15 protein-coding genes and 1 pseudogene are annotated in these 21,268 nt (G+C 72.4%); 6 read left to right on the forward strand and 10 right to left on the reverse strand.

The features are described from left to right. Nucleotides 1-33: 33 nt before the first annotated feature. The gene (locus AC5WAM_RS17795; RefSeq protein WP_366791005.1) at nt 34-1,011 is read left to right on the forward strand and encodes a quinone oxidoreductase family protein; all 978 of its coding nucleotides are present in this window, start codon (nt 34-36) and stop codon (nt 1,009-1,011) included. Here AC5WAM_RS17795 and AC5WAM_RS17800 read toward each other — a convergent pair. The 10 genes and pseudogenes from AC5WAM_RS17800 to hemL form a co-directional block, all read right to left on the reverse strand. Further along, nucleotides 1,008-1,517, reverse strand: coding sequence for an SRPBCC domain-containing protein (locus tag AC5WAM_RS17800; RefSeq protein WP_495523127.1), 510 nt, complete (start codon nt 1,515-1,517; stop codon nt 1,008-1,010). The two genes, AC5WAM_RS17795 and AC5WAM_RS17800, sit on opposite strands and share 4 nt — an antisense overlap. Before the next feature lie 44 nt (nt 1,518-1,561). Beyond that, nucleotides 1,562-2,515 (reverse strand): CU044_5270 family protein, encoded by a 954-nt coding sequence (locus tag AC5WAM_RS17805; protein ID WP_495523128.1) that lies wholly within the window; start codon nt 2,513-2,515, stop codon nt 1,562-1,564. After that, nucleotides 2,512-3,141 (reverse strand): RNA polymerase sigma factor, encoded by a 630-nt coding sequence (locus AC5WAM_RS17810; RefSeq protein WP_495523129.1) that lies wholly within the window; start codon nt 3,139-3,141, stop codon nt 2,512-2,514. Before AC5WAM_RS17810 ends, AC5WAM_RS17805 begins: the two co-directional genes overlap by 4 nt. Nucleotides 3,142-3,226: 85 nt before the next feature. Continuing rightward, the gene (gene ccsB, locus AC5WAM_RS17815; protein WP_366791003.1) at nt 3,227-4,348 is read right to left on the reverse strand and encodes a c-type cytochrome biogenesis protein CcsB; all 1,122 of its coding nucleotides are present in this window, start codon (nt 4,346-4,348) and stop codon (nt 3,227-3,229) included. A gap of 293 nt (nt 4,349-4,641) precedes the next feature. Next, nucleotides 4,642-6,405, reverse strand: a pseudogene (gene resB, locus AC5WAM_RS17820) (cytochrome c biogenesis protein ResB); the annotation flags it as partial. 3 nt (nt 6,406-6,408) lie between these two features. Beyond that, nucleotides 6,409-7,131: a cytochrome c biogenesis CcdA family protein gene (locus AC5WAM_RS17825; RefSeq protein ID WP_138966923.1), complete on the reverse strand. Its 723-nt coding sequence runs from the start codon at nt 7,129-7,131 to the stop codon at nt 6,409-6,411. A gap of 65 nt (nt 7,132-7,196) precedes the next feature. Beyond that, the gene (locus tag AC5WAM_RS17830; RefSeq protein ID WP_495523130.1) at nt 7,197-7,844 is read right to left on the reverse strand and encodes a TlpA family protein disulfide reductase; all 648 of its coding nucleotides are present in this window, start codon (nt 7,842-7,844) and stop codon (nt 7,197-7,199) included. Nucleotides 7,845-7,946: 102 nt separating this feature from the next. Further along, the gene (locus tag AC5WAM_RS17835; RefSeq protein ID WP_495523131.1) at nt 7,947-9,284 is read right to left on the reverse strand and encodes a polysaccharide deacetylase family protein; all 1,338 of its coding nucleotides are present in this window, start codon (nt 9,282-9,284) and stop codon (nt 7,947-7,949) included. Between the two features lie 337 nt (nt 9,285-9,621). After that, nucleotides 9,622-10,269: a histidine phosphatase family protein gene (locus tag AC5WAM_RS17840; protein ID WP_242729048.1), complete on the reverse strand. Its 648-nt coding sequence runs from the start codon at nt 10,267-10,269 to the stop codon at nt 9,622-9,624. Between the two features lie 32 nt (nt 10,270-10,301). After that, nucleotides 10,302-11,627 (reverse strand): glutamate-1-semialdehyde 2,1-aminomutase, encoded by a 1,326-nt coding sequence (hemL, locus tag AC5WAM_RS17845; RefSeq protein ID WP_138961182.1) that lies wholly within the window; start codon nt 11,625-11,627, stop codon nt 10,302-10,304. 209 nt (nt 11,628-11,836) lie between these two features. Between hemL and AC5WAM_RS17850 the strand changes: the two genes are divergently transcribed. From AC5WAM_RS17850 to fxsT, 5 genes are all read left to right on the forward strand, one after another. After that, nucleotides 11,837-12,433 carry a hypothetical protein gene (locus AC5WAM_RS17850; RefSeq protein ID WP_366790998.1) on the forward strand — a complete coding sequence of 199 codons (597 nt, stop codon included), beginning with the start codon at nt 11,837-11,839 and terminating at the stop codon, nt 12,431-12,433. A gap of 160 nt (nt 12,434-12,593) precedes the next feature. Further along, nucleotides 12,594-13,634: an effector-associated domain 2-containing protein gene (locus AC5WAM_RS17855; RefSeq protein WP_495523132.1), complete on the forward strand. Its 1,041-nt coding sequence runs from the start codon at nt 12,594-12,596 to the stop codon at nt 13,632-13,634. Further along, on the forward strand, nt 13,631-15,250 hold the full coding sequence (locus AC5WAM_RS17860) for a VMAP-C domain-containing protein (RefSeq protein ID WP_495523133.1): 1,620 nt from the start codon (nt 13,631-13,633) through the stop codon (nt 15,248-15,250). The genes AC5WAM_RS17855 and AC5WAM_RS17860 overlap by 4 nt, the downstream gene beginning before the upstream one ends. Nucleotides 15,251-15,256: 6 nt before the next feature. Continuing rightward, entirely contained in the window at nt 15,257-16,612 is a 1,356-nt protein-coding gene (locus AC5WAM_RS17865) for an AAA family ATPase (protein WP_495523134.1), read from the forward strand. Further along, the gene (gene fxsT / locus AC5WAM_RS17870; RefSeq protein ID WP_495523135.1) at nt 16,609-21,252 is read left to right on the forward strand and encodes an FxSxx-COOH system tetratricopeptide repeat protein; all 4,644 of its coding nucleotides are present in this window, start codon (nt 16,609-16,611) and stop codon (nt 21,250-21,252) included. Before AC5WAM_RS17865 ends, fxsT begins: the two co-directional genes overlap by 4 nt. Nucleotides 21,253-21,268: the final 16 nt, after the last annotated feature.

The following is a 21,268-nucleotide window of genomic DNA, read 5'->3' on the forward strand; positions in this document are numbered from 1 at the left end:
TGCAGATCGAACACCAAGCACCGGGAGACACCCATGCGCGCAGTCCAGCTCCGCGAGTTCGGCGGGCCCGAGGTCCTTGAGGCCGTCGAGACCGACGCCCCCGAGCCCGGCCCCGGCCAGGTCGCCGTCGACGTCGCGTACACCGGCGTGAACTTCGCCGACCTCAAGGCCCGCGCCGAGGGCTACCGCGTGCCGGGCCTGCCCTTCGTCCCCGGCCTGGAGGTGGCGGGGCGGGTGCGCGCGGTGGGCGCGGGCGTCGAGGGCGTCGAGGCGGGCCAGGAGGTCGCCGCGCTCACCGCGGGCGGCGCCTACGCCGAGGTGGCCGTCGCCGACGCCGCCACCGTCTTCCCGGTCCCCGCGGGCGTCGACCTGCGGACGGCCGCCACGCTGCCCACCGTGCTGCCCACCGCCCACGCCCTGCTGCACGAGGTCGGCCGGCTGCGCGCGGGCGAGACCGTGCTCGTGCAGGGCGCGGCGGGCGGGGTCGGCACCGTCGTCGGCCAGCTGGCGAAGGCCGCGGGGGCCACGGTGTTCGGCGTGGTGTCGAGCGCGGCCAAGGCGGAGTACGCGGGCCGGTACGGCTACGACGAGGTGTTCGTCGACAGCGGGGCCGGTTTCGCCGCCGCGGCCCGCGCGGCCACCGGCGGGCGCGGCGTCGACCTCGCCCTCGACCCGGTCGGCGGCGACGCCTTCCGCGCGGGCCTCGACGCGCTCGCCACCTTCGGCCGCCTGGTGTCGTACGGCAACGCGAGCTCGGCCGAGCCGTGGCGCGTGGGCCAGGCCGAGCTGTTCCCGGGCACGCGGTCCGTGGCGGGCTTCTCCATCCTGACCCTGGCCAAGGAGGACCCGCGGGCGCTGCGCGCGATCGCCGAGCGCGCCTTCGAGGCGGTCGCCGACGGCACGGTCACGCTGCCCGTCACCGCCGAGTTCGCGCTCGCGGAGGCCGCGCGGGCCCACGAGCTGATGGGCGGCCGCACCACGACGGGCAAGCTGCTGCTGCGCGTGGGCTAGGCGTAGGTCTCGCGCAGCTCGCGCCACCGGTCCAGGTTCCACGTCGACCAGTCCTTCGGCCGTCCGTCGAGCGCGTCCGCCAGGAACTCGAAGTGGTCGTGCCATCCGGCGAGGCAGTCGAGCCGGAAGGCGTCGTCGCCGGTGAACTCGTTGGTGAAGCGCAGCGTCGTGCCCGCGTCCCCGGCGGGCTCCAGATGGAACCGGCAGCGCCCGTGCAGGTCGATCGTGTACTCGGCGACGACGTCCGGGTCCCAGGCGGTGATGTGCCCGGAGTGGACCGCGGCGGCCGGGGTCTCGTTGTTGAGCCAGCGCAGGCTCACGGCGCCGCCGAGGCGCGGTTCGAACACCTCGGCGGCGGCGAGCCACCCCGGAAGTCCCTCCGGAGTGGCCACCGCCCTCCACACCTCCGCCACCGGATGCGGCAGGCGCAGCACCCAGTGGAGCGTGTGCGTGTCCCCTTCGGTCCGGCTCGTCCCCCGCTCGATGATTCCGCTGACATCGCTCATGGGGTCAAGCCTCACGCACACGGTCCCCCGGGTCACGCACCCCGCTAGGGGCGTTCGCCCGCCTTGTCGACGACCGCGCGCTCCAGGACGGCGGTGTGGGCGGTCACCGTGCCCTTCTTGAAGCCGGTCGGCAGGTCCTCGACCGCCACCTGGCGCTCGCCGAGGAACCGCTTGCTCTTCCTGTCGAAGATCAGCTCCTGCCGCTCGCCGTCGTCCACGCGGGCGATCGCCACGCCGTGCCGACCGGCCGCGTCCACCGCGTCGTCGATCAGCTCGACGCCGGGGATCTTCGTCGCGGCGAGGAAGAGGGCGGCCGCCTGCTTCGGCGGCACCAGACCGCCGCAGAGTTCGCTGACGTACACGAAGGCGTTCTGGTCGTCGCTCTCGCCCCCGGTCGCCACCCGGTACAGCCAGTCCTTCATGTTGACCGGATCGGTCGGCAGCTTCTCCAGGCTGCGGTAGTTCGTGGAGCCCTCCACCAGGGGCAGGTCCGGCGGCATCCGCTCGTGGTCGCGCTTCCTGAAGGGGACGTGCGACATCCCCGTGTGCTTGCCGTCGACCGACGCCCAGCCCTCCGCCAGGTGCAGGGGCTCCAGGCGGGCCTTCACGCCGCCGCCCGTCTGCATGTACCTCTCCTTCACCTTGGTGTACACGAACTGGTCGTCCCGCAGCCCCTTTGGCCCGGGCTGCCGCTTCGCTGCCTCCGCGATCTCCTTCAGCATCGCCACCGTCTCCTTCGACGGCGGCCCCGCCTGTGCCGGCTCCCCTCCGAAGGGCTGGGCGACCACCAGGCCCGCGGCGACCGCGGCGGCCACCGCGCCCGCGATCAGCGAGGGCCGCAGCCAGCCCCTGCCCTTGGTGTTCCACCCAGTGTCGGTACCGGCGTTCTCCTGCCGTATCTCGCTCAACAGATGCTCCTTCAGACGCAGGTGACGGCCCCGCGGAAGGTCCCGCTCCGGTGGGGACGGGAAGTCAGCGCTGTCTTCGGGTGACTTCATCGGACGCTCTCCTCGATAGGCCCGACCGCTGAGCCGCGGTCACCTTTCACCTGTTCGCGCCCTTCAGGCGGTTCCATGCTTTTCGCGAGTTTCTTCCGGGCCCGGGAGAGGCGGGACCGCACCGTCCCGACCGGTATCCCGAGCGCGCGCGCCGCCGCCTCGTAGCCGAGCCCCGACCACACGCACAGCGCGAGGACCTCGCGCTCGGCGCGGCGCAGTCCGGCGAGTGCCCGCGTGACGAGCGCGAGCCGCTCCGCGTCGTCCACGCGCGCGGCGACCTCGTCGGCGATGTCGGCGACGGCCTCGGCGCGCGGCAGCCGAGCCACGGCGGCGGCGTGGCGGCGGGTCGCGCGCCGCTGGTTGCGGCTGACGTTCGTGGCGATGCCGAGCAGCCACGGCCGCAGCGAGCCGCCGTCCGCATCGACCTTGCCGCGCAGCCGCCACGCCTCCAGGAAGGTCAGGGACACGAGGTCCTCGGCCGTCGACCAGTCGCCGGTCAGGCGGTAGGCGTGGTTGTAGACGGAGCGGGCGTAGGCGTCGAAGAGCTCTCCGAACGCGTCGGGGTCGGAGCCCCTGATCCGTACGCGTAACCGCCGTCGCTCCGCCGCGCGTTCCCCCTCATTCATCTCCACGCCCTGTTGTCTGTCCGTACGGCGAAGGCCGGTTCCCATGACCTGGGTCACGGGAACCGGCCTTCGGGGCCGTGCGGGATCAGACCCCGGCGTAGGAGTGCTTGCCGCTGACGAAGATGTTCACGCCGTAGTAGTTGAACAGCCAGCAGCCGAAGGCGATGAGCGCCAGGTAGGCGGCCTTGCGGCCCTTCCAGCCCGCGGTGGCGCGCGCGTGCAGATAGCAGGCGTACGCGACCCAGGTGATGAAGGACCAGACCTCCTTGGGGTCCCAGCCCCAGTAGCGGCCCCAGGCGTCGCCCGCCCAGATCGCGCCCGCGATGATCGTGAACGTCCACAGCGGGAAGATCGCGGCGTTCATGCGGTACGTGAACTTGTCGAGCGAGGCCGACGCAGGCAGCCGCTCCATGACGGAGGTCGCGAACCGGCCGGGCGTGCCGCCGCTCTGCAGCTTGGCCTCGTAGCTGTCCTTGAACAGGTACGCCGCCGTGGACACCGCGCCGACGTAGAAGGCGGCGCCGCAGAAGATCGCGGTGGAGACGTGGATCCACAGCCAGTACGAGTGCAGCGCGGGAACCAGCTGGTCGCTGTCGGTGTACAGGACGGTGACGGCCAGGCCCAGGTCGAGCAGGACCGTGGTGATCAGCGGCAGACCGATCCAGCGGACGTTCTTCTTCAGGGCGAGCAGCGCCAGGAAGACACCGATCGCGACCGTGGAGAAGGTGATGTTGAACTCGTACATGTTGCCCCACGGCGCGCGCCGCACCGAGAGCGCGCGGGTGAGGACACCACCGGCCTCGACGAGGAAGCCGAGAGCGATCATGGAGACGGCGATGCGGCCGTAGAGGTCGCCCTGCTCGTCACCGGCGGCGGCACCCGGGCCGTCCGGCACGTCGCGGCTGCCCGCGGCGGCGCGGGTGACGACCTTGGGCGCGGCCTCGGTCCGCTCCAGGGTGGCCGTGCCGCCCTTGGCCCGCACCGTGACGGCGGGTGCGGCGGCCTTGGCGGCGGCCGCCTCGGCCCCGCCGCTCGCGGTGAGCGCGGCGGCGGTGCGGGCGACCTTGCTGCGGCTGCCGAACAGCCACTCCGCCATGAGCGCGAAGAAGGCGAGGAGGTAGACGGCCATCGCGGAGTAGATCAGCACATTGCTGATGTGCGCGAGGTTCTCGTTGGTTTCGGCGGCGAGGGTGGTGGCGAGCGTCACTTCTCAGCCCCTTCGGCAGGAACAGCGGGGGTGGGGTGGGGGTCGTCGGTGTCCGGGGTGTCCTTGCCCGGGGTGTCCTTGTCCGGGGTGTCCTTGTCCGGGGTGTCGGGGGCCGGGGTTTCTTCGGTGTCCGAGGTTGCTTCGGTGTCCGAGGTCTCGTCGGTGTCCGGGGTCTCGGGGGCTGGGGTCTCGGGGGCCGCGGTCTCTTCGGTGTCCGAGGCTTCTTCGGCGCCCGGGCCGCCCGCGTCCTTGCCGGACGGCACGTCGTTAACGGACGGCATGTCCTTGCCGGATGGTGCGGCGGCCTCAGCGGCCTCAGCGGTGTCCGCCGCGTCGGCGGCGTCCGCGGTGTCGGCCGTGTCCGCCGCGTCGGCGGTATCGGCGGCCTCCGGTTCCGGCGCGCTCGGTGCCTGCTCGTGCAGCCTCTCCGCGAGGGCGGCCAGCTCCTCGGGCACCTTGGCGGACTCGCTGCGGCCGAGGCCCGCCATCTCGACGACCGTGACGCCGTCGGCACCCCGCACCGCCCGGACCCAGACGCGGCGGCGCTGGATGAACAGCGAACCGGCGAGGCCCGCGATCGCGGCGATCGCGCCGCCCAGCGCCCAGCCGCTGCCCGGCTCCTGGGAGATCTGGAAGGTCGCCCACTGCTTGAGCTCCTTCTCGAAGGTGATCGACCCGGCGCCGTTCGGCAGCTTCATGGTCTCGCCGATCTTGAGCCGCTTCTTCAGCAGCTCGCCCTTGGCGTCCTTGAACTTCTGCATCTTGCGCGTGTCCAGCTGGTACACGTTCTGCGGGATGCCGGAGTCCACGCCGAGGCTGCCGTGGTACGCGGAGAGCGCGAGCCGCGGATTGAAGGGCGCGGGGAACTGGGAGAACATCTGGCCGTTGCCCTCGCCCGCGAACGTCGGCACGAAGAAGGCGTTGAAGCCGAGCTGCTCCTTCTTGCCGTTCTTGTCGCGGTAGCCGTCGAGGACCTTGATGGCGCCGGTGGCCGTGCCCATGGAGTCGATGGGCAGCAGCGGCACGGAGACGCGGGAGACGACCTTGCCCCGGCCGTCGCGGACGGTGACCGTGGGCGCGTAGCCGTGGCCGATCAGATAGACCTTCGTGCCGCCCACCTCAAGGGGCTTGTTGACCTCGATGGCCTTCTGCTTCTCCGGCCCGTCGGCGCCCTCGGTGTAGCTCACGTGCGCCTTGTAGGTGCGGGCCGTGCCGCGCTGGGGTCCCGACGTCTCGTACGTGCCCTCGAAGCTGCGCAGCCTGAAGCTGAACGGCTCCAGTTCGTCGGTGCTGAACAGGCTGCCGGACTTGAAGTCGTCGTACTGCGTGAGCGTGTTGGAGAAGCCGTCGCCCTCCATGATCAGCTTGCCGCCCTCGGACTTGAAGAGCTGTCCGGCGGCGAAGGCGAGCAGGAGCACGATCAGGGCGATGTGGAAGGCCAGGTTCCCGGCCTCGCGCAGATAGCCCTTCTCGGCGGCGACGGCCCCGCCCACCTGGTGGGAGCGGAAGCGCCGCTGCTTGAGCAGCGCGAGCGCGGCCTCGTTGACCTGCTCGGGCGAGGCGTCGGTGCGCCAGGTGGTGTACGCGGGCAGCCGGGTGAGCCGCTTGGGCGCGGCCGGCGGGCGGCCGCGGAGCTGGCCGACGAACTGCCAGGTGCGCGGCACGATGCAGCCGATGAGCGAGACGAAGAGCAGGATGTAGATCGCGGAGAACCACACCGAGCTGTAGACGTGGAACAGGCCGAGCTTCTCGTAGATCGGCGCGAGCGTGGTGTGGGTGTCCTTGAAGTCCTGGACCTTGAGCTCGTCGGTGCCCTGCTGCGGGATGAGCGAGCCGGGGATCGCGCCGAGCGACAGCAGGAGCAGCAGGAGCAGCGCGACCCGCATGGAGGTGAGCTGCCGCCAGATCCACCGGAACCAGCCGATGACGCCGAGCGCGGGCAGGTTCGGGCCGCCGCCGGTGACCTCGTCGAGGGGAGCGGTGGACAGCTGCGCGCCGGCCGCCCCGAGCTCGTCCTGGGCGGCGGACGCGTCCCGGGTGGTCGTGGTCTTGCTCATGGATCAGATCCCCACCGAGTAGCTGTTCGACCAGACCTGCATCTGCTGCATGACGCTGTCCCAGACGCCGGTCAGCATCAGCAGCCCGGTCACGATCATCATGCCGCCGCCGATCCGCATCACCCAGGCATAGTGCCGCTTCACCCAGCCGAACGCGCCGAGCGCCTTGCGGAACGCGACGGCCGCGAGGATGAACGGGATGCCGAGGCCCAGGCAGTACGCGACGCCGAGGAGCGCGCCGCGCTGCGGGTCGGCGCCCTCGAAGGACAGGACGTTGACGGCCGCGAGCGTCGGGCCGATGCACGGCGTCCACCCTACGGCGAACAGGGCGCCCAGTATCGGGGCCCCGACGAGCCCGGTGGCGGGCCGCTTGTGGAAGCGGAACTCGCGCTGGGTGAGCCAGGGCATGAGGCCCATGAAGAAGAGCCCGAGCAGGAGCATCACCACGCCGAGCACGTTCGTGACGGTGCTCTGGTGCTCCTTCAGGGTCTGCCCGAGCGCCCCGACGAACATCCCGGCGGGCACGAAGATCGCGGTGAAGCCGAGCACGAAGAGCCCGGCCCCCGCGACCATCCGGCCCCGCTTGGCCTCCTCCAGGTCCTGCCCGGTCACACCGGTCACGTACGAGAGGTAGCCCGGCACCAGCGGCAGGACGCACGGGGAGAAGAACGAGACGAGGCCGCCGAGCACCGCGACGGGGATCGCGAGCAGCAGCGCTCCGCTCATGACGGTCTGGTTCGGCCCGGACGCGGCGAGCGTGTGGGCGGCGGCGATGGCGGTCGACACGTCGGTCACTTCTCCGCGACCACGGGGTCGATCATCTTGCGCAGCTTCTCCTCGCTGAGGGGCTGCTGCGAACGCGCCGCGATCTTCCCGTCCTTGTCGATGACGAGGGTGGAGGGGATGAAGTTCGGGTTGAGCGTGCCCCGCGGGAAGCGCAGCATCAGCTTGCCCATCGGGTCGTACAGGCTCGGGTACGGCACGCCCTTGTCCTTCTCGAAGGCGATGGCCGGGCCCTTCTCGGGGTCGCGGGCGTTGATGCCCACGAACTCCACGCCCTTGGCCTTGGTCTCCTTGGCGACCTTCGCGAAGCTCGGCGCCTCGGCGCGGCACGGCGGGCACCAGGAGCCCCAGACGTTGACGACGAGGACCTTGCCCTTGTAGTCGCCGAGGCTGAGCTCGTCGCCGTCGAGGGTCTTCCCGTCGAGGTCCGGCGCGTCGTGCCGGTCGGCCTTCTTCACGGTGGAGATGCCGTCGGAGCCGACGACGAAGTTCGTGTTGCCGGAACCACCCGAGGTGCCGCCGGAACTGCAGGCCGTCAGGGTGAGCGCGGCGGCCGCCGCGGCCGCCGCCAGCGCCGACGCGCGACTGCGACGGCGGCCGGCACGGCGGTCGAGACTGCGGTTCTGGCTGCGGGGGGCGCGGCAGGCGGCACTCATGTGAAAAGTTTCGCATGCCCGATTCGGGGATCTTCGACGCCCCCCGCGGTAGCGGAAAGTCCCATTTCAGACAGGGTTTCCGCGTGTTTTCCAGCCGGTGTTTCAGGCGGCGTCGCCGGTGTCCTTCTCGGCGTCCTTGCGGCTGCCGCCGGAGCCCGCGTCGGACAGGAAGCTCTTCCAGCCGCCGGTGGGCTTCTGACCGACCTCCAGGCTGCGCAGCTTGGCGAGCACCTCGGGCTTCTGCACGTCGAGCCAGTCCACGAACTGCCGGAAGGAGACCAGGCGTACGTCCTTCTTCCCGGCGATGCCCTTGATCGCGGCCTCGACGGCGTCCATGTAGATGCCGCCGTTCCACTCCTCGAAGTGGTTGCCGATGAAGAAGGGGGCGCGGTTGGACTCGTAGGCGCGCTTGAAGCCCGCGAGGTAGGCCTCGGTGGCCTGCTTGCGCCAGCCCGGGTAGTTGGCCGGCGGGGCCTTCGTGGAGTTCTTCGACTGGTTGGCGAGGATGTTGTAGTCCATCGACAGGACCTCGAAGGAGTGCCCCGGGAACGGGATCTGCTGCAGCGGCAGGTCCCAGATGCCCAGCTTCTTCTCGGGCCACTTCTGGCGGCCGCCGGGCGAGGACGCGTCGTAGCGCCAGCCGAGCTTCTTGGCGGTCGGCAGCAGGTTGTTCTGGCCGAGCAGGCACGGCGTGCGGCCGCCGACCAGCTCCTTCTCGTAGTCGAACGGCAGCGACGGCAGATCCGTCCAGCCCGTGTTCGTCCGCCACTTCTTCACGAAGGACTTGGCCTGGTCGATCTCGCTCTGCCACTGGGCGGGCGTCCAGTTGCCCACGGTGCCGGTGCCCGCGCAGAAGTGGCCGTTGAAGTGCGTGCCGATCTCGTGGCCCTCCAGCCACGCCTGGCGGACGTACTTCAGGGTCTCCTTGATGTGGCCGTCCGTGAGGTAGCCGATGTCGGAGGCGCCGACGGCGTTGTTCGGCGGGCGGTAGAGCCGCTTCTTCGACTCGGGCAGCAGATAGAGCCCGGAGAGGAAGAACGTCATCCCCGCGTCGTGTTCCTTCGCGAGCTTCAGGAAGCGCGGGAACAGGCCGTTGCCGACCTCGCCCGCGCCGTCCCAGGAGAAGATCACGAACTGCGGCGGCGTCTCCCCCGGCTCCAGCGGGCGGGGCGCCTCCGGCTGATTGGGCTGCTTCCCGGTGAACGCCGTGGAGCCGTCACCGATCGGCTTGGCCGGGCGCTCCGGCTCGGCGCCGCCGCCCTTGCCCTTGTCGGCGGCGGCGGAGCCCGAGTCCCCGGAGCCGGAGCCGCAGGCGGTGAGCCCGAGGGCCGCCGCGGTGCCTATGCCCAGGCCTATCGCGCCCCGCCGGCTCAGCGCACCTCGGCTCGCGGCCGGTGCTCCGCCGCCCAGGTCCGTTTCCGTCCGGCTGTCGTCGCGCATTCCATCCCCATTCGTCGCGCCCTCGGTTGTGCAAAGGACAACCACTTAGAGGGCACGACGCCGGGACGGGTTCCGGCCAAGCCGGACCTATTCGGGGCCTATTACAGAGAACAGACATTCCACGCCATAGGGTGGCCACCCCATTACCCGCCGCGCACAGCAACCTCATAGCCCCCGCACAGCAGCGCCCCACGGGGAGCGCCCCGCACAGGAGCGCCCCGAAGGGGCGCGGGGAACTGCGCGCCCGGCCACGGACAACCCGCGCAAGACGGGCGGCAAGCGGCAGCGGTCGGCCCGGCCCCGCAGGGGCCGGCCCTGCTCAAGCCCAGCGCACCGGCTACGCCCCGAAGGCCTTGGCCTTCCCCTTCACCGGCTTGGCCCCTGCCAGGAGGTGCTTCGGCACGAGATCCCGCGCCGGCTCCGAGTACCCCACCGACACGATCTTGTCGCCGCGGTACGTGAACGACGTGAGCGAGGCCAGCGTGCACTGCCGCTTGCGCGGGTCGTGCCACAGCCGCCGCTTCTCCACGAAGCTGCGCACGATCCAGATCGGCAGCTGGTGGCTGACGCACACCGCCTCGTGCCCGCGCGCCGCGTCCCGCGCCGCGTCGAGCGCGCCCATCATCCGCACGACCTGCTCGACGTACGGCTCGCCCCAGGACGGCTTGAAGGGGTTGACCAGGTGCTTCCAGTTCTCCGGGTTCTTCAGGGCACCGTCGCCGACGCCGAAGGTCTTGCCCTCGAAGACGTTGCCGGCCTCGATGAGGCGCCCGTCCGTCGCGAGGTCGAGGCCGTGCGCCTTGGCGATCGGCGTGGCCGTCTCCTGCGCCCGGTCGAGCGGCGAGGCGACGACGTGCGTGACGTCCCGCGACGACAGGTGCTCGGCGACCCGGTCGGCCATCTGCCGCCCGAGCTCGGAGAGGTGGTAGTCGGGCAGCCGCCCGTACAGGATGCCGTCCGGGTTGTGCACCTCGCCGTGGCGCATCAGATGGACGACGGTCAGCTCATCGGCCCCGCTCACGCGCTGACCTCCTCGGCCTCGGCGGCGGCGCGCGCGGCCGCCGGAAGGGCCGCCGCGATCTTCTCGACCGCACGCTCGTCATGGGTGGTGGACACGAACCAGGACTCGAAGGCCGACGGCGGCAGATACACGCCCTGCGACAGCATCGAGTGGAAGAACGCGGTGAAGCGGAACGACTCCTGCGCCTTCGCGCCCTCGTAGTCGCGCACCTCGCGGTCCGTGAAGAACACGGAGAACATGTTGGAGGCGTTCTGCACGCGGTGCGCCACGCCCTCCTTGGTGAGCGCCTCGCTCACCAGGCCGCGGATCCGCTCGGAGACCGCGTCGACCTTCGCGTACGCGGCGTCGTCGAGCAGCCGCAGCTGCGCGAGGCCCGCGGCGGTCGCGACCGGGTTGCCGGAGAGCGTGCCCGCCTGGTAGACGGGGCCCGCCGGAGCGAGGTGCGCCATCACGTCGGCGCGGCCGCCGAACGCCGCCGCGGGGAAGCCGCCGCCCATGACCTTGCCGAAGGTCATCAGGTCGGGCACGACCCCGTCCACGCCGAACCAGCCGGCCCTGCTCGTCCGGAAGCCGGTCATGACCTCGTCGGAGATGAACAGGGCGCCGTTCTTCTCGCACGCGGCCTTCAGGCCCTCGTTGAAGCCGGGTCCCGGCGGCACCACGCCCATGTTGCCCGGCGAGGCCTCCGTGATCACACAGGCGATCTGGCCCGGGTGGTTGTGGAAGGCCTCGTGCACGGCCTCGATGTCGTTGTACGGCAGGACGATGGTGTCGCCCGCCTGGGCGCCCGTGACCCCGGGCGTGTCCGGCAGGCCGAGGGTCGCGACGCCGGACCCGGCCGCGGCGAGGAGCGCGTCCACATGGCCGTGGTAGCACCCGGCGAACTTGATCACCTTGGCGCGCCCGGTGAACCCGCGGGCGAGGCGGATGGCGGACATCGTCGCCTCGGTGCCGCTGGACACCAGACGGACCTGCTCGACGGGGGCGATCCGGGCCACGATCTCCTCGGCCAGGGCCACCTCGCCCTCACCCGGCGTGCCGAAGGACGTGCCGCGCGCGACGGCCTCCTGGACGGCCGCGGTCACCTCGGGGTGGGCGTGGCCGAGGATCATGGGCCCCCACGAACACACGAGGTCGACGTACTCGCGACCGTCGGCGTCCGTGAGGTACGGACCGGTACCGGACACCATGAAGCGGGGCGTACCACCCACCGCGCGGAAGGCGCGCACGGGCGAGTTCACACCGCCGGGCGTCACGGCCGCCGCACGGTCGAAAAGAGTCTGCGAAACTGGGGCGCTATACGGGAAGCTCACATGAACCATGGTGTCAGAGGGTCCGGACGGCGCGCCGGGGCCTCCTGCGCGCCGGCTTTCCGGCCGCACCGCCTTCCCTCGGGGCGGGTGGTGCGGAGATCCTGTGGACTGGTGTTTCACCCCACGTTTCGGCGGGTGACCGTGGGGGAGGTCACTGACACGATGATCGGGTTGCGCGGCAAGGCCCGCGCGCCCTGGAAAAGCAGTCGGGTGGAGATATGCAGCGCGGTGGTGGACTGGGCGAGGGGACCGACGGCCTGGGTCCCCGGCGTGCCCGGCGGGGCAAGCACCGGCGAGATGCGGAGGCGGCCCCGGCCCCCGAGCAGCGGGCGCCGGACAGGGCGAGGCGTGACCGTACGGGAAGCAGGAGCGGCGGGGTGGGGGTGACCTACAAGTACTTCGGGGCCCCGGACGGCGCGACCGCGGCCCGGGTACCGATCTCGATGCGGCCCGAGGAGCTCGGCGGCGACGAGCTGGGCATGGGCGGCATGTTCACGAAGATCAAGCCGGAGACGATGGCCGCGATGGTCCTCACCGGCATCGAGGGCATACCCCTGCACAAGGTCCCCCCGCTGGAACTGGTCGTCCTCCACCCCGACTACGCGGTCGTGAAGCTCCCCATGACGGTCGTCGACCCGCTGCGCGGCGTCGGCGAGGAGTCGGTCGGCGCCGCCGCCTTCATCTGGTCCACGGTCCCGGACCGCGGCGGCCCCCGCGACGCGTTCAACGTCTACCAACTCCTGCACGAGTGGCAGGACTTCAGCCACCGCCTGCACGACGCGGGACACCAGGCGTACTGCCTGGTCTGGCCGTGAACGTCCGGTTCCCTGGGTAGTCACCGGGGAACCGGCGGTTACGGACCCGGGACACTCCGGTGCGCGCAGCGCCGGTGCGCGGAGCGTGCGTCCTTCGTACGCTGGCTCCGTACCGGGAAGTGCGCGCCGTCGGATCCGTGCCGGGGGAAGGGGCGGGGCAGTGGCCGAGGGGGATGGGCAGAGCACGCCCGCGGCGGGGCGCGTGCGCGTCCTCACGCCGGCGGGCGACTTACGGGGCGCCGGCATCATGGTGGCTCCCTGCTACGTACTGACCTGCGCGCACGTGGTCGCGGGCGCCCTGCGCCGGACGAGCCTCGACGCTCCCGCCGAGGCGGTCCGCGTGGACGTCGGCGGCCACCCGGAGGTGCTGCCCGGCGAGGCCACGGTCGTGCCCGGCGGCTGGTTCCCCGGACCGGAGGACGGGGTCGGCGACCTCGCGGTCCTCACCACCACCTGGCGGCCGCCCCCCGACGTCGGCTTCGCGCGGCTCGGCCCCTGCGGCGAACCCGACCGGCGCGAGGTGAGCGTGTACGGCCACCCCGCCCGCGCGCCCGACGGGCTGTGGTCCAGAGCGAGCCTCGCGGGCCGCGGCGGGCCGCACCTGGGCTGGGTGCAGCTCGACGGGCTCGACTCCGCGAGCGCCTGGATCGAGCCGGGCTTCAGCGGCGCGGGCGTCTGGGACCCCGCCACGCGCAGGGTGGTCGGCATGCTCACGGCCGCGCTCGGCGACCGGCGCACCAGGGCGGCGTGGATGCTCCCCATGGAGGCGGTGGCCCGGCTGTGCCCCGCCCTCGCCCCCGCGGTCGACGGCGGCGGGAACGGCACCGCGGGCCCGGCGGAGCCCCCGGGCCACGGCACCGCGACGCAGCCGCGCGCCGAGCGCCCGCCGCCCCGACTCCCCACCGACCGCGACCAGTTCGCCCTCGCCGACGCCCTCCTTGCGGTGCACCTGGTCGAGGAGGACCGCGCGGCCACGCTGCGGCGGCTGCTTCCCCCGCACATCCGGCACGGCGTCCGGGACCACCCCAGACCGCGCCTCCAGGTCTTCCACGTCGTGCAGGCCTGCGTCGACCACCGCGACGGCAGGGAGGCGCTCGTGGCCGCGCTGCGCCTGCTTGACGAGTCGTCAGAACCGGCGCGGGCAGCGCTCGCACTGTTCGACGAGGTGTGGCCGCAGGCGCCGGGCGGCGATGCCCCGTGACGCAGTCCTGGGGCCCGCCCAAGATCGTGCTCGACGCCCTCGACGGCGTACCGGCCTTCGACGAGACGGCCACCCTTCGCGAGTGCACCCGCATGGTGGGCCGGGCCCTCGGCGCCACGGTCGCGGTGCCGGACAGCGCCCGGCGGCGGACGTACCTCTCCTCGCTCCTCATGGCGGTCCTTGAGTACGCCGACGGCCTCCAGGTCCTCGGCGGCGTCGTCGAACTCCTCGAAGGCAACACGCGCTACACCGAGCGCGTGCGGACCGCGATCGCCGTGGCGGAGGTGCCCTTGTTCCCGCCGGAGGACTGGTCCCGTCTGATGGAGGCGCTCGGCGGCCTCGAAGTGCTCGACATCGCGGGCGCGTACCAGGAGGTCATGCGGTACCGCGCGGACCCGCTGCCCGCCCACTGCACCGAGCCGTGGCTCGCCGTCGTGCACGCCGCGACGCTCAACGCCCGGCCCGGCGAACTGCCGCCCTGCGTCCTGCTCGTCGAGCACCTCGCCCGCTACGCCAAGGGCCAGCGTCAACAGGACCTGCTCGACTGGGCGATGGAGCACCGCGCCCGCCCCGAGCCGTACGACGACGGGCCCCCGCGGCCCGCCGCCCGCCGGGGCGAGCGGGGCCGGGGCCGCCCGCCGCGGGCCGAGAACGTGCCCGTCGTACCGGTCGAGAGCGGCGATCCCGCCCTGCCCGTGGCGGCGGGGGCGGAATCCGGCCTTCTTGGGCGCGGCGTCCGCGCGGCGGCCCCCACCCCCGCGCCCCCGGTGCGCGCCGTCGGCCAGGAGCCGGTGTGGGCGCCGAGCGCCTGTCTGCTGATCCGGCTGCGCCCCCTGCCCGACCCCGACCACGCGGACGAGCGGCTGCTCTCGTACTGGTGGCAGATCGAGGGGCCCGAGCCCTATCCGGTGCGCGGCGGGGATCTGCGCGTCGACGTGGCCGAGCTGCCCGAGCAGGTGAAGTCCCTGGTGGAGGAGGCGGAGACGGGCTGGGCCTACTTCTGCAAGGAGGACCTCACGCTGGAGTTCGTGCTGCCCAGGGAGCTGTTGGGGCTGCCGGTCGAGCGGTGGGCCAAGAAGGGCTTCCACGGCGCGGACGGCAGCCTCGGGGAGGACCACCCGGTGCTCCTGCGCAGCCTCGAAAGGATGGAGCGCACGGACACCCACGGCCGCTGGGCGCGCCGCTGGGACGCGCTCCTCACCGGCCGAGCGGGGCCCGTGCACTGGTTTCCCGACGACGGCCGCTCCCGGCTGCTCTCGGACCCCCGGCGCGTCATGGTGGTCCTCAGCGACCCGCCGGGCCGCGCCGGCGGAAGCGGTTCCGGTGTCGACGAGTTGGCCGAGTCGCTGCGCGCCGGGGTGCCCATCGTGGTGTGGGACAGACGGGGCGGCATAGATCCGGTGTTCCGCGGCGAGCTGGCCGACTTGGCCGCTCGCACAGGAATCCATCAACTACCCGATGCCGTCCGGTCGTTGCGCATAGAGGCAAAAGCCGGGGATGCTGCTGAGGGCGACTCTACGCTCGGTCGCCACGCAGCACTGCTCTGGGACGATCCGTACCGCCTTCCAGGAGGGGGCGGCGCCATGGCGGATTCTTCCGCACAGGGGGGAGGGTAGGACGCGATGCTTCCCGAGGACGGCGTGCCTCAAGGGATCCGCCCGGTCGGCGCGGCGGGCGCCGAGGACGTCCGGTCACAGGACAAGACTCCTGACACGGACACGGCGACACCCGCGGAGACGGCGGACCCGTCGGCCGCGGGCCCCGGCCCCGTCGAGGCCGGACCCGACCCCGGATCCGGCCCTTCCGGTGCCTCCGGTGCCTCCGACTCCCCCAACTCCCCTGCGCCTGCCGGACCTTCCGGTTCCGCCAGCCAGAACCGCTGGTGGATCTACCGGGGTTCGGGACAGCCCCTGTACGACACGACCCTGCGCGAGCTGCTGCCCGATCCACCGCCCTGGCGCCGGTTCACCGGCGGGCCCGTGGTGCCGCCGCCCCCCGCCGACGACGACGAGGTCGCGCGCAGGCTCGGCAGGCCGTCCGGGCGCTCCCCGGCCTCCGAGCAGCTGCGGCGCGAGGCCGACATGGTCAATGCTGCTTTGCTTCTGCGACGCCCGCTCCTCGTGACGGGCCGGCCCGGCACGGGCAAGAGCAGCCTCGCCTACCGCATCAGCCGCGAGCTGCGGCTCGGCCGGGTGCTGCGCTGGCACATCACCAGCAGGACGACCCTGCGCTCGGGCCTGTACGAGTACGACGCGATCGGCCGCGTCCAGGACTCCGCCGCACTGCGCGCGCTGCACACGGCGGAGGACTCCCCCGCCGCACCCCGGACGGCCGACGGCCCGGCGGCGGCGAGCGACGAGCAGCTCCCCGGGATCGGCGACTACGTCCAACTCGGCCCCTTGGGAACGGCGTTGCTCCCGTACGAGACGCCGCGCGTGCTGCTGATCGACGAGCTGGACAAGAGCGACCAGGACCTGGCCAACGACCTGCTGAGCGTCTTCGAAGAGGGCCAGTTCCCCATCTCCGAGCTGCTGCGGGCCCGGCGGCGCCATCCGCGCGTGACCGTCCTGACCGACGACCCGGAGGGCGCCGCGGAGATCACCGGCGGCGTCGTCCGCTGCCGCGCCTTCCCGATCGTGGTCATCACGTCCAACGGCGAACGCGAGTTCCCGCCCGCCTTCTTACGTCGCTGTTTGCGCCTGCATATGTCGGATCCGGATCGTACGCAGCTCGTCGACATGGTGACGGCACACCTCGCCGAAGGCGCGGCCACTCGCGCCGGGGACGGCGGCGACCTGATCGAGCGGTTCCTCCGGCGCAGCCGGGAGCGCGGCGGCCTCGCCATCGACCAGCTGCTGAACTCCGTGTACTTGACAACCTCGGGACGCCTACCCGCCGACGCGGGGGCGCTCGACGAACTGGTCGACGCCCTGTGGCACCGGCTCGACGGGGCGGGGGCGGAATCGAGGCCGGGATGACGGTCGCCGCCGCGGAGCCGCCGCCCGAGGCCGCACGGGAGTCCGCGCGCGCCGGGCAGGCCCCGGACACCCCGAATCCGGACGGACCCACGTGGACCGAGCTCGCGGACGCCGTGTACCTGGCCGCCTGCCGGGACGCGGCGCTGCCGGTGTTCCCGCCGCAGCAGGCGGCGCGCGGCACGATCGCGCCGGGGCGCCCCGCCCCTGCCGCCGCCGACGCGCCCGACGCCCCTGACGCCCCTGACGCCCCGGGCGAGCGCACGCACGAACACCCGCAGGAACGTCCCCAGGAACACCCCCGGCAGCGCCCGCAGGAGCGCGCCCAGCAACACCCCCAGGAGCAGCCGCGGGCCGCCCACGAGAAGGCTCCCCCCGTCGCCGCCGCCCCCGTCAGGCCGCTCGTCGGCCTGCGCGGCGGCTTCGGCGGCGCCCCGGGGGCCGAGCAGGCCGCCCGCGCCGAGGGCCCGCGGCTCGACTCCCTCGCCCTCGGCCGCGCCCTGCGCCCGCTGCGCCTGTTCTGGTCCTCGCCGTACGACACGGCCCTCGACGAGGAGGCCACCGCCGAGCAGGCCGCCGTGGACGGCCTGTGGACGCCGGTGTGCCGCTCGCTGCCGGAGCGGCGGCAGGACCTGCTGCTGCTCGTGGACGACGGCCCCTCGATGGCCCTGTGGCACCGCACGGCCCGCCAGATCGTCGCGCTGATGGAGCAGACGGCGGCGTTCCGCACGGTGCGGCGGCTGCGCTGGAGCCCGCACGGGGCCCCGCCCGCCGCCCTGTCCCCGAGCGCGCGCCAACTGGTCCTCGTCGTCACGGACGGCGGCCACGACGCCTGGCGCGACGGCAGCGCCGCCGCGTTCCTGCACCGCCTCGCGGGCACCTCCCCCACCGCCGTCCTGAACGTGCTGCCCCAGCACCTGTGGGACCTCACCCTGCCCACGGTCACGCCCACCCGGCTGCGCACCGCGTCCCCGGCCGAGCCCAACCGCCGCTACGACGCCGAGACCTGCTCCCCGGAAGCCGACGCCCTGGCGCCCCACGCCGTTCCCGAGCCGGGCCCCGCGGACGCCATCGCCGTCCCGGTCGTGGAGCTGCGGCCGGAGTCCCTCGGCCGTTGGGCCCGCCTGGTGGCCGCGGCCGACACCAGCCAGTGGCACCGCATCGCCGCGCTCCTGACGGCACCGGCCGGGGACCTGCGCGCGCAGGCGGTCGGCCCGGTGCCCGAGCGCCTCGCCAACGTGCTCCTGGACGGCCTCGACGCGACCGACGAGCCGCGCCGGGGCGCCGCGCCCGAGCCGTCGCCGGAGCGGGACCGCGCCGAGCGGGCGGCGGCCATGGTGCGCCGGTTCCGCGCCACCGCCTCGCCCGCCGCCTTCGCCCTGGCCAAGCGCCTGGCGGCGGTGCCCCTGAACCTGCCGGTCATGCGGCTGCTCCAACAGGCCCTGCCGGGCACCCGGTTCTGGAACCTGGCCGAGATCGTGCTGCTCGGCCTGGTGCGCCGCGGCGACGACAGCGCCGACGTCGAGGACGCGTACACCGTGTCGTACGACTTCGTGGAGGGCGTGCGCGAGGAGCTGCTCGCGCTCGGGCGGCGCGCCGACACCATCGGGGCGCTGCGGCAGGTCCAAGGGTTCCTGGGGCCCCGGCTCGAAGCGCTCTGGGAGGGCGGCGGCGCCCTGGTCGCGCCGGACGGCGACCCCGCGGACCCGCCGATCACGGACCGGACGCGCCCTTTCGTGGCCCATCTCTACACCGCGCTCTGCGCCCTTTCGGGGCCCTATCTCGCCCGCGCCAATCACCTGGGAAGGCTGTTGCAAAGCCATGCGGCAGGCCCGCGCGCCCTGACGGAAGCCGAAGCCTTTACATCAGGACATAAGCATTCATTACAGTACTCAAAGGCTGATAGCGGGTCAAACTTGAAAAAGAGCCATCAAACTGCGATACGGTACCGGCCGCAAGCCCCGGCGAACACCCCGGACCGCGAGGGCTTTTCGGCGCCGCCCCCATCCCGGGCCGCGTCCCCCACCGCCCCACCCCCCACTGCTCCCAGCCCCACCGCCACCACCCCACCCCCCACCCCCTCAGCTCCCCCTCGCTCCCTTTCTGGAGGCCCCGCCGTGTCTGCCGGTCTGCCGGTTGCCCCGGGCCCGCGCGGCCCGCACGACCCGCCCCGAATCTGGGGGAACGTACCGCAGCGGAACAGGAACTTCACCGGCCGCCAAACCCTGCTCGAACAACTGCAGGACCGCCTCGGCACCGGCGTCACCGCGGTGCTCCCCGAGGCACTGCACGGCATGGGCGGCGTGGGGAAGTCACAGATCGCCGTCGAATACGTGTACCGGCACAGCCGCGACTACCGGCTCATCTGGTGGGTGGCCTCCGAGCAGGAGAACCAGATCGTCCAGTCCCTCATCGAACTGGGCGAACAGATGGGGCTCCAGGCCGGCTCCGAGATCTCCGCGGTGCCGGCCGTCCTCGACGCGCTGCGCAGGGGCGAGCCCTACAGCGATTGGCTCCTGGTGTTCGACAACGCCGAAGACCCCAAAGAAGTACGCAAGTACTTCCCCAGTGACGGCCCCGGACGAATCCTCGTCACCTCCCGCAACGTCCAGTGGTCCAGCACCGCGAGTTCCCTGGAGGTCGACGTGTTCGCCCGCGAGGAGAGCGTCTCGCTGCTGCGCCGCCGCAGCCCCGAACTCCCCGACGAGGCCGTCAACCACCTCGCCGCCTCCCTCGGCGACCTCCCCCTGGCCGTCGAACAGGCCTCCGTCTGGCTGGCCGAGACGGGCATGCCCGTCCAGCAGTACCTGGAACTCTTCGAACGCAAATGGGCCGAGCTCCTCCAGTCCGACCCGCCGCCCGACTACGAGATGCCGGTCGCCGCCGCCTGGAACGTGTCCCTGGAACGCCTCCGCGAGGACCGCCCCGACGCCCTCCAACTCCTCCAGGTCTGCGCCTTCTTCGCCCCCGAACCCATCTCCTGGGACCTCTTCTCCGCCGTCCGCGGCATCTCCGTGCCCCAGGAACTCCAGGCCGCGCTCGACGACCCCGTCAAACTCGGCCGCGCCGTCCGCGAGATCGGCCGCTACGCCCTCGCCCGCATCGACCACCGCCAGTCGACCGTCCAGCTGCACCGCCTGGTCCAGCGCGTCCTCGTCGAGCAGATGAACCCCCAGGAGCGGGCCCAGATGCGGCACGCCGCCCACCAGCTCCTCTCCAACGCGGACCCCAGGAACCCCCAGCGCGCCACCTTCTGGCCGCGCTACTCCTCCCTCCTCACCCACCTGCGGGCCTCCAACGCCGTCGAATGCGAAGAGGGCTGGACCCGCCGCCTCGTCCTCAACGAGGTGTGGTTCCTACGGGCCAGGGGGGACTACGCCGCCGCCCTCAACCTCGGGGAGCGGGCGGCGGAGATCTGGCGCCAGCGACTCGGCGACGAGCACGAGGAAGTCCTCGGCATCGACCAGCAGATCGCCGAGACCCTGCGCGAGCAGAACCTCGACCTCGACCGCGCCTTCCACATGCAGGCCGAACTCGTCGAGCGCTACCGCAGGGTCCTCGGCGACGCCCACGAGAACACCCTCCAGGCCCAGAGCTTCATGGCGGGCAACCACCGCATCCGCGGCAACTTCTACGAAGCCCGCGAGATCGACCAGCGCGTCTACGAGACGAGCCTCGCGGAATTCGGCCCCGACGACCCCGCCACCCTCCTCACCGCCCACAACTACGCGGTGAGCCTGCGCCTCGCGGGCTCACCGGAGAAGGCCCGGGAGCTGGACCACGACACGTGGCAACGCCGCGTCGAGGTCCTCGGCGAGGACCACCTCTACACCCTGACCACCTACAACGCCTACCTGCTCGACCTCCAGGAAGTGGGCCGGTACGAGGAGTCCCTCGAAGGCTACGAACAACTCGCCGAGGACCTGCGCGAACAGCTCGGCGGCGACCACTGGTTCACCGTCCAGGTCGTCCGCAACCTGTGCGTGACCCGCCGCAAGAAGGGCGACCACGAAGGCGCGTACGAACTCTCCACCCCCTACATCTCCCTGGTGCGCAACCGCTTCGGGGAGCGCAGCCGCCAGTACCTGCAGATGGCCATCAGCCACGCCAACGACCTGCGCCAGGTCGGCAAGCTGCAAGAGGCCAGGCAGCTGACCGAACAGGCCCTGGAGGAGCACCGCGGGCTCTACGGCCGCGAACACCCGCACAGCCACGCCATGGCCATGAACCTCGCCGTGACCCTGCGCCTGCTCGGCGAGAACGACGGCGCCCTCGCCCTGGACCAGGAGATCGTCGACGGGCTGACCCGCACGCTCTCGGCCGAGCACCCGCGCACCCTGCTCGCCCGGATGAACCTGGCCAGCGACCACTTCGCACTCGGCCGCCCCGACCGGGCCTACGAGATCGACGCGGCCGTCGCCGAGGAGGCCGCCCGGCTGCGCGAACGGCACCCCGCGAACCTCGCCGTCCAGCTGAACCTCAGCCACGACCTCAAGGCCCTGGGCCGGACGGAGGAGAGCAGCCAGATCCTCGAAGAGGCACTGTCCACCTACCGGACCATCCTGGGCCCGTCCCACCCCGCGACCCGCGACGCCGAGAAGGGACTCAGGGCCAATGCGGACATCGACCTGATCTCGCTCTAGCCACGCCAGTCGCTGT

The organism is Streptomyces sp. JLYT201, from assembly GCF_059448825.1.